Source organism: Novosphingobium sp. SL115 (assembly GCF_026672515.1).
GTDB lineage: Bacteria > Pseudomonadota > Alphaproteobacteria > Sphingomonadales > Sphingomonadaceae > Novosphingobium.
This window is the reverse complement of sequence record NZ_JAPPRG010000001.1, coordinates 276589-292245: the sequence shown is the minus strand read 5'-3', so window position 1 is coordinate 292245 and position 15657 is coordinate 276589. Positions and strand designations below refer to the sequence as shown.

The window sequence follows — 15657 nt, the reverse complement described above, 5'->3', positions numbered from 1 at the left end:
CGCCAGAATCAGGCCTGGTCCCGCAGCCCTTAGGAGCGCCTCACTCCTCGCCACTGCTATAGACCCGCTCGCCACCGATCCACGTTTCCAGCACATTCGTGGCATGCACTTGCGTGATCGGCACAGCAAAAGGGTTGCGGTCAAGCACCAGAAAATCCGCCAGTTTGCCGGTTTCCAGCGATCCTGCCTTGTCCGCAATCCCCATCCGCCGGGCTGCGTTGATGCTAAACATCGCCACGGCCTGTTCCAGCGTAATCGCCTGCGCTGCGCCGAACGTGCGCGCGCCGCCGCCGGGATTGCGCCGGGTCACCGCCGTTTCGATTCCGATCCATGGATTGGGTGAGGGCACTACTGCCCAGTCCGACCCGGCAATCACCAGCGCATCTGCGTCAAAACCGTCGCGGATCGGCCATACACGGTCTATTCTCGGGGTTCCTACCGCGCTGGTGATGTCATCGTTGATCGGCTGCGGGTCCCACAGATAGGGGGAATATTCCACCGCCGCATCCAGCGCTTTGAACCGGGGCAGATCAGCCGGGTCGACGAAGGTCGAGTGACCCACCTGATGCATCGGCCCTCCTTTGCCATTGGCCTTGCGCGCGGCCTGCACGGCATCGAGCGAGGCCTGCACCGCGCGGTCTCCGGCAGCGTGGAACAGCACGGTAATGCCCTGCCGGTCCCAGTCGGCCACGTTGCGCGCCATCGCCTCGGGTTCGAACAGCAGCAGGCCCTTGGCGGGCGCATTAGGTTGCCCGCCGTGATAATCATCGATCATCGCCCCGGTGTGGCTTTCCGTGGGGACGCCATCGGCAAAGACCTTGATGCAGTCAGCATTGAAGGTGTCGCGCGCAAATGTCTTGCGGTCGGCCACAGTAGCATCGAATGCCGGATTGGCCCGTCCCGCTTCGGAAAATGCGATGCAGGCCTGCACCCGATGTTTCAAAACGCCCCGATCGGCCAGCGACGTATAGACTTCCAGATCCGGCCGAAAAGCCATTGCCTCGACAAAGCCGACCACGCCGAACCCAGCCAGCATGCGCAAATGACTTTCCAGCTGCCGCTCGGTCTCGGCGGTGCTTTGCGGCGGCATTTTGCTGGTGACAAGCCGGGAAGCCGTTTCGCGCAGGATACCGGTGGGCTTGCCTGATTCATCGCGTTCGATGATCCCGCCTTCGGGGTTTGGCGTGCCCGCCGCGATGCCTGCTTCGGCCAGCGCGCGCGAATTGGCCCAGACACTGTGACCGCTGACATCGAACAGCATCACCGGATTGTCGGGCGAAATGGCATCGAGGGTAGCGGCCGTGATCGGCGTGCCCTGCAGCAGCGATGCCTGCCATTGCCCGCCGCTGACCCAAGCGCCGGGCGCTGCTGCCTTCACGCAAGCGCTGACCAGTTCAAGCAGGCGGGCAGCCCCTGCATCTTGCGGAACGCGGCAGCGGCCTTCCTCGCCCTTGGCCTGCAGCACCGGGTGCACATGCATGTCGTAAAGCCCCGGCATCACCGTGCGGCCCTTAAGGTCGACCACGCGGGCCGCCTTCACCTTGCGCCCGATCGCAACGATCCGCCCGTCGCGCACCGCCAGCGACGGGCGCCAGCCTTGCGGCGTATAGACCTTGGCGTTGGTGAACAGCACGTCCGCCGGGGGAGCAGATGCCACCGCGACGGCGGGCAGGGCTGCGGCGAATACTGACGCCAGCAAGACCGCAGCCCGGCCCATCAGAACGTGTACCCTGCCGTCAGGCCGAACGTGCGTGGCCGTATCACGTGTGAGCGGTAGATCGTGGCCGCGCCATTGTCGCGCGAACGCCGCCCCTGCCACACCGCACTGCCCAAGATGTTGTTGACGAAGACCGAGACGTCCACCCCGTTGAAGCGATAACCGGCACGCGCCGACCACTGGTTCAGTGCAGGCGGGTTGGTAAGCGTCGGGTCAGCGCCGCCATTGCGCGGATCGATGCCCGGCGTCAGGTCGGTCTGCTGTGCGCGGTAATCGTAGTCGCTGCGGATATAGCCGGTGTGTTCACCCATCGGGATATCATACTGGCCATGCAGCGAGATCGTCCATGGCGGCGATGCCACGTGGTTGCCAGCGGTCACCAGAGGCACCACCGCGCTCGGCCCACCGGTGAAGGTCTGCAGGAACTTGGCGTTGGTATAGCCGATTTCCGCCTGCACGCTGAACTGATCGGTGATCTTCGCATCGAACTGCAGGTCAAACCCGCGGCTGCGCGCCTTGCCCAGATTGCCGGTGAACTGGAATCCGCAGGAATTGAGCGCCACCGCCTGCTGGATGTCGGTCCAGTCGATTTGGTAGACGCTGCCCTGCACGCCAACGCGCCCGCCCGCCATGCGTGCCTTCACGCCCAGCTCATAGCTCCAAACTGAGTCAGAATTGTACAGCGTCGGCCGTCCGTTGGGATAGCCGATGCCCGCAAGCTCGGCCCCGCAGGGCAGGCCCACTTGTGGGTTGTAGCCGCCGGGGCGGAAGCCCTTTGCCACCGAGGCATAGACCAGCGTGCGCGGATCGATCTGGAAATCGATGCCGAACTTGGGCGTGAACGGGCTTTCCTTTTGCCCGCCGACATCGGTAACGGGCGGTCCAACGACCGGCCCTTGCGCGAAGGAGTTGATCGAAAATTCGGTACGACCGTAGCGCAGGCCAAGCGTCAGCGTGAAGCGGTCCACCGGTTTGAAGCCCACTTGGCCAAACACCGCATACTGCCGGTCCTTGGAACGGGTGGCCTGATCATAGATCAACCTGCCATCGACAAGCGGCGGCAGAACTCCAACAAGGAACGGCGCATACTGGTAGAAGAAGCGGTCATCGACCGTCTGGACCGAGACCTGCTGCGCATCCTGGAAGAAGCCGCCAACCACCCATGTGATCGGGCTGTCAGTCGCCGTCGATTGCAGACGCAATTCGCCGGTCCAGTTCTTCTGCGTGTTCACGAAGTCCGAAAACGCGGCCTGGTCAGGGATTAGCGGCAGGGTGATGCCGGTAAACAGGCTCTGGTTGAAAGTCGTATAGTCGGCCCGGAAAGTCTGCCGCCGGTCAAAATACGATCCGATAGCGATCAAGTCCGCCCCACCCAGCGCATACTTTATGTTCAGTGATGGCAGCACGAACCGGTCATTGCCGTTTTCGCGCACGCGGTTGCCATTCAGGAACACGCCGTTGTCGTAGTCCGAGAATGCGGCGTTTGGCGATGCCGGGTCACGCTGGATATTGTCCCAGCTTTCCGGGCTGTCGTTGTTCTTGATCCGTTGGTAGACGACCGAGGGCGTGATCGTCAGGTCGGGCGTCGGGGTCCACGCCAAAGCCACGCGACCCACGAAGGAATCGATGCGGTTGGCGTCTTTGTCGATCACCTGCTTGTCCTCGAACCGCACCCGGTCCACCCAGCCGCCATCGCGCCGGTAATAGGCACTGGCCCGCACGGCCAATGTATCGGGCACCAATGGCACCCCGATGGCGCCGCCCAGTTCATAGCTCATGCCGCCGTTTTCGGTCGTCGCCACTTCCGAACGGACGCGGCCCGATGTCTTTGTTGCATCAGGCTGCGGCGTCAGGAAGCGGATCGTGCCACCCTGCGATCCCGCGCCAAACAGCGTGCCCTGCGGCCCGCGCAGCACTTCGATACGCTCCAGATCGAAAATCACCGGATAGACGTTGCCGCCCGAATAGCCCAGCGCACGCACCTGAATTGGGGTGTCGTCGATATAGATGCCGGTAGTCGATGCCCCGACAGATGAATTGATGCCACGGATAGCGATGTTGCTCGTCGTGTTGGTCTGTTCGAACACGATGCCCGGCGTCTGGCGGATCACGTCGGCAAAATCGCGCACGCCGCGCTTGTCGAGCGTTTCGGTGCTGAAAGCGCTCACACTGATCGGCACCTTGCTCAGCACTTCGTTCTTGCGGGTGGCTGTAACCACGATCTCGCCGCTCTGGTCTGCCTCTTCGGCGGATTGCGGCTTTGCGGTTTCCTGCGCAAAGGCGGGCATCGCGGTGACCAATGCGATCAACGCGCTCCCTGCGACCAAGTTTTCGCGAATGTGCTTGCTCATGTGTTATCTCCCCATCAGCTGCAACTCTGCCCTTACAAAGCTGCAAGCTACCGATCGGAGGCTATATCGGACGGTGAATTTCCAATTGATCGCAAGTGGCAAATCCGGCCTTGTTTGACACTTCTGGCAAACTAGCGGCTGTAATCACAATCTTGGCCAGATCTGCCAAGCACCCCTGCAAAGGCAGGTAGCCACATATGGTGCAGCACCAAAAAAGCCTCTCCTTCACAACGAGGTGCGAAGGAGAGGCTGGCAGTTTTGAAAGTGAAGCCTTCGCGTCAGTTGACGCTGCCCTCGAGGATTTGCAGCGTCTTCAGATCGGAATGAAAATCCAGCGCATAATCGCCGCCTTCACGGCCAATGCCCGATATGCCGATGCCGCCGAATGGCGCGGTCAGATCGCGCACCAGGAAGGTGTTGACCCACACCGTTCCGCCGCGCAGCGCCCGGCCCACACGCTCTGCCCGCTCTGCACTGCCGGTATAGACCATGCCCGAAAGACCAAACGCGGTGGAATTAGCGAGCGCCACACCTTCTGCTTCATCGCGGAAAGTCTGGAACGTCAGGACCGGGCCGAAAACCTCGTTCTGCACCACTTCACTGTCGTTGCTCTTGGGCAGGATCAGCGTGGGCTCGATCCAGTTCGCGCCCTCTTTCCAGCGCTTCCCCCCGCGCACGATGGTATCCCCTGCCGCCCGCGCGCGGTCGACAAAGCCCAGCACGCGCTCGACATGAACTGGATGGATCAGCGCAGACATCGTTGTGGCGCCCTCGCGGCTGTCTCCCATCACGTGCGCGTCGGTATAGGCGTGGAATTTCGCCAAAAACTCCTCGCGCACGCTCTCTTCCACGATGATGCGGGTGCCAGCCATACACACCTGTCCGCTGTCATCATATTGCCCTGCCGCTTTCTTGGCTGCGGCATGAATATCGGCATCGGCAAAGACCAGCAGCGGCGATTTCCCGCCCAGTTCCGCCGTGAACGGCACGATGTTTTCCGCCGCTGCCTTGCCGATCACGCGCGCGGTGGGCACGCTGCCGGTAAAGCTGATGCGCTTGATGCGCGGGTCGGAGGTCAGCGCATTGCCGAGCTCCGCGCCCAAGCCTTGTACGATGTTGAAGACGCCTGCCGGAAAACCCGCTTCGTCGATCAGGTCCGCCAGCAGTGATGCCGAAAGCGGGGACCAATCGGCCGGCTTCAGGATCACCGTATTGCCCGCCGCCAGTGCAGGCGCGCACTTCCAGGTAGAAAGCATGAACGGCGCATTCCACGGCGTGATGATCAGCGCCGGGCCTGCGGGCATGCGGATCACGCGGTTGGCCGTGCCGCGCGATGACCAGACCCGCTCCTGATGCTCGCTGGCAAGATCGGCGTAATTGCGGAAATTGGCCGCCCCGCGCAAGATCACGCGCAGCCGCAGGCTTTCCAGCAGCATCCCCATATCCAAGCATTCGATCATCGCCAGCTTTTCGACATTGGCCTCGATCAGATCAGCCAGCCGGTGCAGATAGGCTCCGCGCTCAGCCGCACTCAACGCAGCCCATGCAGGGAACGCATCGGTTGCCGCTTGCGCTGCCTGTGCGGCCGTCGTCACCGTCCCGCGCGAAATGTTGGCCAGTTTCCAAGACCAGTCGAACGGGCAGCGCGTTTCAAACGTATAGGGCGATGGCACCCGCCTGCCGCCGATGTAATGATCGGGCGAAACGGAAATGCCAGCAATGTCAATGCGTTCTCGCATAGGGACCTCAGATGTAGGGGAGGTAATAGGCAAGACCCTCGGCCTCGCTCTTTTCGCCAACAATGCGCACTTCCTCGCGCTTGACCGCGATGAAATTGGCAATCATTTCCGCGCCAACAGCTTGCACCAGCACGGTATCGGCCTCCAACGCATCGAGCGCATCGGAAAGTGTGTGCGGGGTGTGGCGATCGGTGTTGATCGTCTCCAACCCGTCGTTCAACTCGGGCTGGGGCAGGTCATAGCCGTGATCAAGGCCCAGTACTGCGGCCTGCAGCATCGCTGCCATCGCAAAGTACGGGCTTGCCGCGCAATCGGCCATCCGGTGCTCGATCCGCGCCGCCTGCCCGGTTTCGGCTGATACGCGCACGGTCACAGAGCGATGATCGATCCCCCAGTTCGCCCAGTATCCTGAAAGGCTCGCAGGCTGCAGCCGGGCATAGCTGTTGGTGATCGGCGCCATGATGGCAGAAAGCGCTTCGTGATGGCGGATCAGCCCGGCGATGCATCCGCGCATTTCCGGCGATAACGTGCCGCTCGCCACATCGTTGGCAAACACATTGCTGCCGTCTTTGCGGGTAAAGCTCAGGTTGAAATGCAGTCCGCTGCCGCTCTTGTCGGCAAAAGGTTTGGGTAAGAATGACAGCAGATAGCCGCGCTTGTACAGCACTTCGCGCGCCATCTGGCGGAACAGAAACGCATCGTCAGCCGCCTTCATCGCATCGGCATAGCGCAGCGTCAGTTCAAATTGCGGCGCATCGAATTCGGCATTCATCGATTCAACCGGAATGCCGCAGGCCTCCGCCGTGGCCCAGATCTCGTCAATCAGCCCGGCAGGATCGGAGAACGGACCCGTGCCGTAAACGAACGCGCCCGGCGTGTCGTATGGCACCCATTCACCGTCGGCGCCGCGCTGGAAGATATAGGCTTCCATCTCGATGCCAACCATCGGCTCAAGCCCGCGCGCTCGCCAGGCATCGATGGCGCGTTGCAGCGCGCTGCGCCCGCACAGCACGAAGGGTTCGCCCTTGAACCGCAAGGCTCCCAGCGCAATCTGCGTGCCCGCATCCCACGAAGGGCGCATGGCCTTGGGGTCGAAGGTCACTTCCATGTCGGGCAACCCGTCCAGCATTCCGCCACCGGGCGCAGCCACCAGCGCCTTGTCATAAGTCACGGCAAAAGTGCCCACGCACATGCGGGTGTGCCCGCGCGCTGCGTCAGACATCGGCACATACTTGCCGCGCGCCAGATTCAGCTGATCGGCAAACAGCACTCGGCAGCGGTCCTGCACGGGGGCTTTCACACGCGGGGCGTCGATTTTCGGCATGGTTGTCATGGTTCTCCCCAGGGTGGTCCCGGCCAAGATGGTCCCGGCTGGTCTGTCAGGCCCTTTGCGGACCTTGCTCAGCGGGCAACGACGCGGATCGGCAAGTGCTTGATGCCGTGGATGAAATTTGAACGAAGATAGCTGTGATCGGCCACCTGCTCGATCGTGGCGATCCGCTTGGCCAGTTCCTGCATGACGATGGCCACTTCCAGCTTGGCCAGCCACATGCCGAGGCAAATGTGCGGCCCGCCCTGTCCGAACGACAGGAACGGATTGCGCTCCCGGCGCAAGTCGATTTCGTAAGGGCGGGGGATCGCCGTCTCGTCGCGGTTGCCCGAAAGGAACCACAGCAGCACCTTGTCGCCCGCCTTCACCTGCTTGCCATGAAATTCGAAGGCGCGCGTCGCGGTGCGGCGGAAATGCGTGGTGGGTGAGGCATAGCGGATCATCTCGTCCGCAGCCGCTTCCCAGCTGTGAAAATCGCCGTCTTTCAGAGCCTGCAACAGGTGCGGGTTGTTGGCCAGCGCATGGATCGTGGCCGAAATCGAATAGCGCGTGGTGTCGTTGCCCGCTGCCACCAGCAGACAGAAGAAATTGCGGAATTCATCGCGGCTCATCTGCACGCCGGTGCTGGTCGTCTGCCGCACCAGGTTCAGCACGCCGATCTCCTCACCCGCGTCCATCCGGTCGAGCAGGCCGTTGGCATAATCGAACAGTTCAACCGCAGCAGGAGAGCGGAACGGCAGCATCCGGTAGGCTTCGGTATCCACCTGATCGACCACGAAATCGGTATAATCAGGGTCTGAATTGGAAATCAGCGCATCGCCCTTTTCCACCAGCCAAGGCCCGTCTTCCTGCGGCACGCCCATGATCTGCGCCAGCATCTGCATCGGCAGGCGGCGCGCGATGCGGTCCACCGCGTCGAACTCGCCCTCGTCCAGCGCCACGTCGAGCAGGTCGGTCACGATCGTGCGTATCTGATCTTCGAATCCGGCCACGGTGCTTTTGGAAAAAGCCTTGGAAACCAGCGCGCGAAAGCCCCGGTGGTGGGGGGCGTCGGTTTCCTGAAAGGTCTTGCGCGCCTCGTACTCTTCCTCGGACTGGTCCTCCATGCGGATGCCCTTGGCCGATGACAGGAGATCGGCCTGCCGATTCAGCTCAAGCAGATCGGCATGGCGGGTGACAGACCAGAAGCCGGTGTCGCCATTGACCATTTCGGACCACGCCATCGGATCCTCACGCCGCATTCGGTCAAACGTTGCAAAAGGCGCGCCATCGTTGAACGCATCTTGCGATGACAGATCAACGTGAGCATCGGTCGAGCGCGAAAAGGGAAACTGCATCTGGTCCTCCGGTCCTGAAGCGGTGCTAGTCCTGCCGGGGCTTTGGGGACTTGGCTTAAGCGGACAGACTTGCGCCGGGGCCTTCAGGTCGGCCCGATCTGCGCCTAACAAACCGGCTGTAACCGCTTTAGAGGGAGCCCCAGATGGGCGAGATCATCGCAGCCGGCATCGTCGCACACGCGCCAACGATCATGATGTCGAGGGAAGACCGCTACGAGCTGAACGAAGGCAAGGAAATCAGCCTTGTACCCGGCCTGCACCGGCTGAAAAGCGAAGTGCTCGATGTGCTGAAGCCCGATACTGTGGTGCTGCTGGACACGCACTGGTTCACGATCGTGGAGTTCTGCGTGACTGCGCATAGCAGGCGGGCGGGGCTGTTCACTTCGGACGAACTGCCGCGCGGGATGAAGCAGATTCCCTATGATATCAAAGGCTCACCTGCGCTGGCCCATGCCATTGCCGAACGCGCGACGCAGGCCGGGGTGCGCACCACGGCCATCGACGATCCCTGGCTGCCGATCCACTATCCCACTGTAAACCTTACCACTTTCCTGCAAGGGGAGGAGGAGTGGCTTTCGGTCAGCCACGCCTATTCGGGCGAGCCGGACGATTTCCTGACAGTGGGCGAAGGCATCGGCCGCGCGATCCGGGAATCCGACAAGCGCGTGGTGATTATCGCCAGCGGATCGATGAGCCACCGGTTCTGGCCGTTCAAGCAGATCCCGCTGCACGAAGCCTCTGATCCCATTCACATTTCCAGCCCCGAAGCGCGCGAGGCCGATCTTGAGCGGCTGCGCTGGTTTGCAGAAGGCAACCACGCTGCGGTGATCGATTCGATGCCCGAATACTTGCGCCACGCACCCGAAGCGCGGTTTGGACATTATCTGATGATGGCAGCCGCATGCGGCGGGCGCAGTTGGAAAGCGAAGGGGCGGCAGTTTTCGGACTACGAAAATGCCACGGGCACCAGCCAGGTCCACGTGTGGTTCGACAAGCCCGCCGACGGGTGGAACTGAGCCGCGAATAAGGGGGCATTTGTGCCCCCTTTGCAGCGTGTTATGGACGGTTAGGTGCAGCTAGGTGCATCTAGGTGCACTTCAGAACGCAGGCCTTTATCCATGCGATAATCTCTGCGCGGCGCACGGTGTCGTCGGTCAGGTCCTCGTCCACGCCAAGCTGCCAGGCAAGGTCTGCGCGGGTGCCATCGGCAGCAAGGGCGGCCACCTTATCGCGATAGGCGGCCAATGTCGCAACGTCTGAAAAGAACCCTTGCGCCACCATATCGTCTTCATACAGCGTATAAAGCTGCACGATCTGCCCAAGGTCAAACTCGGGGTGATACTGCACCGCCCACACCTCGCTGCGGCCCAGCGGGATGACTGCGGCCTGCACCGCGCTGTGGCGGTTGGAGGCGAGCAGCGTGGCGCTTTCCGGCAGGCGCGTAACCTCGTCATAGTGGATGCACGGCGCATCAAACACGGCCTGCTTGCCCGCAAACATCGGATGCGCACGGCCCGCAGAATTCAGTGCAATCTTGCGGGCAAAGCCCACCTCTCGCCCGCGCGGGCTGAGGCCCACTTCGCCGCCCGCGGCCACGGCGGCAATCTGCAGCCCCCAACATGATCCAAAGATCGGCAAGCCATGCTCCGCCGCCTGCGCCACCAGCGCGATCTGGTTGGTGACGGCAAAGTCCGTGTCATATGCGTGGAGCGAGGAGCCGGTGATGACAAAGCCATCGTAATCGGCCCAGTTGCGGCCATGCGGCATTGCTTCATCCGGGTCGGCGCCGTTGAGCACATCAAGTTCGAGTTCCGGGAAATGCGCGGCGATGGCCAGCGCGTAGATCTCGCTGGAATTGCGTACGCCAAGATCGCGCGCGCGGGCGCGTTTATCGGCGGTATTGCCTTCAAGCAGCAGCAATCGGGTCATGGAAGTAGTCTCTGAATCAGTGTGCTGTGCGGGCCAGATTGGTCCGGTAGGCCTGCGGGGAAACGCCGCTCCAGCGGTGGAAGGCGCGGGTGAAATTGCTGTGTTCGGCATAGCCTAGCCGCAGCGCGATTTGCGCGATCGACAGGTCCGGGCGGGTGCGGAATTCGAACACGGCTTGCCGCATCCGGCATTCGTCGAGCACTTGCTGAAACGAGCTGCCTTCCTCGGCCAGCTTGCGGCGCATCGTGCGGCTCGACATGCCGATCTCGCGTGCGATGCGCTCCTGCTCAATGCCCTGGGTATTCAGATCGCGGAACACCACTTGTGCAAGCCGTTCCACCAGCGATGTGTTGCGGCGCAGGCCCACCATTTCGCTTGAAAGCTGCCGCAAATCGGCCTGCGGCCCCTGCGTTGGCGGCAAGGCAAGATCGAGCATCTGCGCCGGAAAGCGGATCTGGTTGGTATCTGCGCCAAATGTGCAAGACGCCCGCAGGACTTTGCCGATGTCTCCCCGCATTTCGTGGCTTTCCGCCTCGAACGCGAACTCTACCTTGTCCCACGCCCCGCGTGTGCCGCGCCGGATGATCTGGCCGATGATGCCGAGCGAGAACATCGCGTCATGATGGCGCGGCCAGATATCCGGATCGAGAATGCGATAGCTGACCGAGGCCATGTCCTCCTCGCGCTCAAGCCGGATATCGGTGCAATCCTGCAGCAGCGCGAAGTAATCGACCATGCGGCGCAGCGCGGTGCCGACTTTTCCGGCAGAGTTTACCGCCGTGCCGATGGGGCCGAGCGAGGCGAGATCATAGTGGACGCCTGCCAACCATGGGATCGCCACATCGCGAGTTTGCCGCACCACATCTTCGGAAAAGCGCACGAAATCAGCCAGTGGCATCGAATTGGCGGCAATCGGCAAAGGATTGCCCGGCGGGACTGCATCCCGCAAGCAGGCAGGCGTTGGAAGCGAAACTGCAGCGGCAGACTTGTCGGCCAGAAGGCCAGCCCAACCATCAAGCGCAGCAGTGCGCACTTTTGCATGCGACATAGTTTTCTCCCCGGTGCTGCCCGCTCGAACGCAAAGGTTCGGGTCGGAAACAGGCATTCTCGTTGGAGAACGAGCCTATCGATTCGCATGTCGCGAATATTGATAGAAATCGTCAGAAATTATCCTGAATCATCATGGGTAGAAAAGGGTGGCAGGGGCGGCGCATTGACCGGTCCTGCCAAGCAGCGCGTCACGATGCGTGGAATTCTGTATCCGAGCCGAACCTTGAAGCAAAGGTGGATACCGGCGTTTGAAGGGCTTTGCTTTGATGGTGCATGCCAGCGTTGCCGGACCTGAGGCTGCTGCTCCCGGCGCAACAGATGTGAATGGCTGGAAGGCGGTCGCCAGCGCCATCGTGTTGGGCACCATCGGTGTGCTGTCATTCATCATTCAGCCGGGAATCGTGCAGGGATTCGTGACCGAACTGGGGATGAGCGAATCTGCCGCAGTCTATCTGGCTGGGGTAGAAATGCTGGGCGTGGCGCTAGCGACCATTGCATTGGCCATGTTCGGCGGGAGAGTGGATTGGCGCCATGTCGTGGCGGCAGGGCTTTTGGCAGCTGTAATTGGCAACATCGGGTCAGCTCTTGCCGATGGCGCGGTGTTTGTTTTTTCGCGCTTCGTGTCGGGGCTGGGCGAAGGCACGATCATCTCGATCAGCTTTACCTTTGTTGGCGTGACACGGCGGACCGAACGCAATGTGGCGCTCTATCTGGTTCTGCTGCTGACATATGGCGCCTTCACGCTTTGGCAACTGCCCGCGATTCTGGATGCCATCGGCTTTCCCGGCCTGTTTGGCGCGTTCGCCATCGCCTCGGCGCTGGCCTTGATTACCATAGGCCAAGTGCCACGCGCCTTTGTGGAAGACGCCATGGACAATCCCGAAGCGCGGCAGCTTTCCCGCGGGTTGCTGGGCGTGGCGCTGGCCGGGGTGCTGGCCTATAATCTGGCACAAGGCATTGCCTGGGCTGTACTTTTCCTTGTGGGCACGGGGGCGGGGCTTGGCGAACAACACGTGGCTGATAGCCTGTTCCTGTCACAGGTCGTTGCCATTGCCGGGGCGCTGGCTTCGGTCTTCCTTGCCAGCAGGCTGAACCGCAATGTCGCGATTGCCTTTGGCATTCTGGTGGGCGCGGCCAGCATTGCGCTGCTGCTGGGCAAACCTTCGCTCACGCTTTTCACACTGGGGGTTTGCGGGTTCAACTTCCTGTGGAACTTCGTCCTGCCCTTTATTCTCGGGCGCATCTGCGATTTCGATACCAGCGGGCGGATGATGTCGCTGGCCATCGCGATGCAGATGACCGGGCTGGGCGGAGGTCCGTTGATCGCCGCGCGGCTGATTGACGGCACGGGGTATAGCGCGGTGCTGGCGCTGTGCATCGCGCTGTTCCTGGCGAGCTTTGCATTGCTGCAGATCCCGATCCGCCAGCACCGGATGTTGCTGGCCACGACATCCTCTTCCACCTGAACACACGGATTCACCATGCTTTTTGCAACGCTTGGCGCGGGAGAGGGCCTGACTGTGGTCAATCCCGCCACAGAAGAAACCATTGCCGCCATCAAGGCCTACAACCCGGACGAAATTGCCGAAATCATTGCTCGGGCTGAAAGTACGCGGCCGGCTTGGGCCGCGCGGACGGCCAAGGATCGTGCGCTGATCCTGCGCCGCTGGTTCGATCTGATGATGGCGCATCAGGACGAATTGGCGGCGCTGGTGACGGCGGAAAGCGGCAAGCCCCTAGCCGAGGCCCGGGGAGAGGTGGCCTATGGCGCGGCGTTCATCGAATGGTTCGCCGAAGAGGGCAAGCGCGCCTATGGTGAGACGATCCCGACATTCGCCCCGGGCAAGCGCGTGCTGACCATCAAGCAGGGCGTGGGCACGTGCGCGGCGATCACGCCGTGGAATTTCCCGGTGGCCATGATCACGCGCAAAGTGGCCCCGGCATTGGCGGCAGGCTGCGCAATGGTGGTCAAGCCGGCAGAGGCAACGCCGCTTTCGGCGCTGGCGCTGGAAACGCTGGCGCACCGGGCGGGCGTGCCCGCAGAGCTGTTCCGCGTGGTGCCAACGCTGGACCCTGCGGCGGCGGGGACGCTGTTTTGCACCGATCCATTGGTGCGCAAGTTGAGCTTCACCGGATCGACCCGGGTGGGCCAATTGCTGATGCAGCAGGCCGCGACCAATGTGACCCGACTTAGCCTGGAATTGGGCGGGAATGCGCCGTTTATCGTGTTTGACGATGCCGATCTGGATGCGGCGGTCGATGGGCTGATGGCATCGAAGTTTCGCAATTCCGGGCAGACCTGCGTCTGCGCCAATCGCATATTGGTGCAGGATTCCATCCACGATGCCTTTGTCCGCAAGGTGGAAGAGCGCGTCGCGGCTCTGCTCATCGGCAATGGTGCGGAACCAGGCATGACGATTGGGCCGTTGATCAATCAGGCCGCGGTCGAAAAGGTCGAAGCGCTGGTGGCTGATGCCTGCGCCGCCGGTGCCAAGGTCTTGGCCGGTGGCGCGCGGGCAGAGGTGGGCGCGCGCTTCTTTGCGCCGACGATCCTGACCGGGGTGACACCGGATATGGCGATAACATCGTCCGAGATTTTCGGACCAGTGGTGGCCGTGATCCGCTTTGCCGACGAGGCCGAGGCGGTGCGCATCGCCAACGATACGCCTTATGGCCTCGCCGCTTACTTCTACGCCCGCGACATGGGGCGGATCTGGCGAGTGATGGAAGCGCTCGAATACGGGATGGTCGGCGTTAACGACGGGATCATTTCCACCGAAGTCGCGCCTTTTGGCGGGATCAAGCAATCTGGCCTTGGCCGCGAAGGATCGCGCCACGGCCTCGATGAATATCTAGAACTCAAATACTGCCTGATGGGAGGCATCGACCGATGACCACGAATGCTGAACTCTGGACTCGCCGCGAAGCTGCCGTGCCGCGCGGCGTTGGCTCCATGCACCAGCGCTTTTTTGCGCGTGGGGACAATGCCGAGGCTTATGACGCCGAGGGCAAGCGCTATATCGATTTTGCAACCGGCATTGCCGTGTGCAACACCGGCCACGGCCATCCGCGCGTGCTCGCAGCGGTACAGCGGCAGCTTGATGCGTTTTCGCACTGTTCGTTTCAGGTTACGCCGTACGAGAACTACATCGAACTTGCCGAAAAGCTGAATGCGATTGCGCCGATCGAAGGGCCGGTGAAATCGATCTTTTTCACGACCGGAGCCGAAGCGCTGGAGAACGCGGTAAAGATTGCGCGTGCTCACACCGGGCGGCGTGGGATCATCACGTTTCAGGGCGGGTATCATGGTCGCACGCTGCTGACGCTGGCGATGACGGGCAAGGTCCTGCCCTACAAGGCAAAGTTCGGTCCGATGCCGGCCGATGTGTTCCACACGCGCTTTCCGATCCCCTATCACGGGTTTTCCGAAGAGCAGGCGATTGCCGGGATTGAGGCGCTGTTTGCATCGTCGATCGAGCCATCCGCGGTGGCGGCCATCGTACTGGAGCCGGTGCTGGGCGAGGGCGGGTTCTACAATGCGTCCTATGCCTTCTTCACAGCGCTCCGCGAGATCTGTGACCGGCACGGCATTCTGCTGATTGCCGATGAAGTGCAGGCAGGCTTTGCCCGCACGGGCCGCATGTTCGCGATGGACTGGGTGCGCGAGGCGACCGGCGTGACGCCCGATCTGATGACGATTGCCAAAGCGATGGCGGGCGGGTTTCCGATTTCGGGCGTGATGGGCCGGGCCGACATCATGGACGCACCTGATGTGGGTGGGTTGGGCGGCACCTATGGCGGATCGCCGCTGGGCTGTGCGGCAGGCCTTGCCGTGCTCGAAGTGATTGCCAAGGAAGATCTATGCGCGCGGGCCGTAGCAATCGGGAATCGGATCAAGGCGCGGCTGCGTGCGCTGAAAGATGGCGGGATGTCAGCCATTGGCGATGTACGTGGGCCAGGTGCGATGATCGCGCTGGAACTGGTGCACGATGGCGATGCGGGTCGTCCCAATCCCGAAGCCACGCGGGCGATTGTGCTGGAAGGGGCGAACGAGGGGCTGCTGCTGCTGTCGTGCGGATTGCGCGGCAATGTGGTGCGGTTCCTGCCAGCGCTGACAATGCCCGATGCGCTGCTGGATGAAGCGCTGGACCAGTTGGAAGTGGTGCTGAGGCGCGTGTTGGGCGGCTGAGCGCGATCCACTCAT

General features: G+C 62.1%; 11 protein-coding genes. 4 read left to right on the top strand and 7 right to left on the bottom strand.

Annotation, left to right across the window (positions count from 1 at the left end):
• Positions 1–40 precede the first annotated feature (40 nt).
• The 5 genes from OVA07_RS01310 to OVA07_RS01290 all read right to left on the bottom strand — a co-directional run bounded on the left by OVA07_RS01310 (position 41) and on the right by OVA07_RS01290 (position 8474).
• Positions 41–1717, bottom strand: coding sequence for an amidohydrolase (locus OVA07_RS01310; RefSeq protein WP_268169662.1), 1677 nt, complete (start codon positions 1715–1717; stop codon positions 41–43).
• Positions 1717–4068, bottom strand: coding sequence for a TonB-dependent receptor (locus tag OVA07_RS01305; RefSeq protein WP_268169661.1), 2352 nt, complete (start codon positions 4066–4068; stop codon positions 1717–1719). Before OVA07_RS01305 ends, OVA07_RS01310 begins: the two co-directional genes overlap by 1 nt.
• Before the next feature lie 278 nt (positions 4069–4346).
• Positions 4347–5807 carry an aldehyde dehydrogenase gene (locus OVA07_RS01300; RefSeq protein ID WP_268169660.1) on the bottom strand — a complete coding sequence of 487 codons (1461 nt, stop codon included), beginning with the start codon at positions 5805–5807 and terminating at the stop codon, positions 4347–4349.
• Positions 5808–5814: 7 nt separating this feature from the next.
• Positions 5815–7140: a glutamine synthetase family protein gene (locus tag OVA07_RS01295; protein ID WP_268169659.1), complete on the bottom strand. Its 1326-nt coding sequence runs from the start codon at positions 7138–7140 to the stop codon at positions 5815–5817.
• A 68-nt stretch (positions 7141–7208) separates the two neighbouring features.
• Positions 7209–8474, bottom strand: coding sequence for a cytochrome P450 (locus OVA07_RS01290; RefSeq protein WP_268169658.1), 1266 nt, complete (start codon positions 8472–8474; stop codon positions 7209–7211).
• Positions 8475–8617: 143 nt separating this feature from the next.
• On the opposite strand from OVA07_RS01290, the gene OVA07_RS01285 reads away from it, so the two are divergent.
• Positions 8618–9490, top strand: coding sequence for a 3,4-dihydroxyphenylacetate 2,3-dioxygenase (locus OVA07_RS01285; protein WP_268169657.1), 873 nt, complete (start codon positions 8618–8620; stop codon positions 9488–9490).
• Positions 9491–9560: 70 nt separating this feature from the next.
• On the opposite strand, the gene OVA07_RS01280 is transcribed toward OVA07_RS01285, so the two are convergent.
• Positions 9561–10403, bottom strand: coding sequence for a type 1 glutamine amidotransferase (locus OVA07_RS01280; protein ID WP_268169656.1), 843 nt, complete (start codon positions 10401–10403; stop codon positions 9561–9563).
• Positions 10404–10419: 16 nt separating this feature from the next.
• A complete protein-coding gene (gene qhpR, locus OVA07_RS01275) occupies positions 10420–11451 on the bottom strand; it encodes an AraC-like transcriptional regulator QhpR (RefSeq protein WP_268169655.1) in 1032 nt (343 codons plus the stop codon).
• A 268-nt stretch (positions 11452–11719) separates the two neighbouring features.
• Here qhpR and OVA07_RS01270 point away from each other — a divergent pair, with 268 nt between their 5' ends.
• From OVA07_RS01270 to gabT, 3 genes are read left to right on the top strand one after another with little or no spacing between them, the layout of a single operon-like run.
• On the top strand, positions 11720–12919 hold the full coding sequence (locus tag OVA07_RS01270) for a hypothetical protein (protein ID WP_268169654.1): 1200 nt from the start codon (positions 11720–11722) through the stop codon (positions 12917–12919).
• 15 nt (positions 12920–12934) lie between these two features.
• Positions 12935–14347, top strand: a complete 1413-nt coding sequence (locus OVA07_RS01265) for an NAD-dependent succinate-semialdehyde dehydrogenase (RefSeq protein WP_268169653.1) — start codon at positions 12935–12937, stop codon at positions 14345–14347.
• Positions 14344–15642: a 4-aminobutyrate--2-oxoglutarate transaminase gene (gene gabT / locus OVA07_RS01260; RefSeq protein WP_268169652.1), complete on the top strand. Its 1299-nt coding sequence runs from the start codon at positions 14344–14346 to the stop codon at positions 15640–15642. Before OVA07_RS01265 ends, gabT begins: the two co-directional genes overlap by 4 nt.
• Positions 15643–15657: the final 15 nt, after the last annotated feature.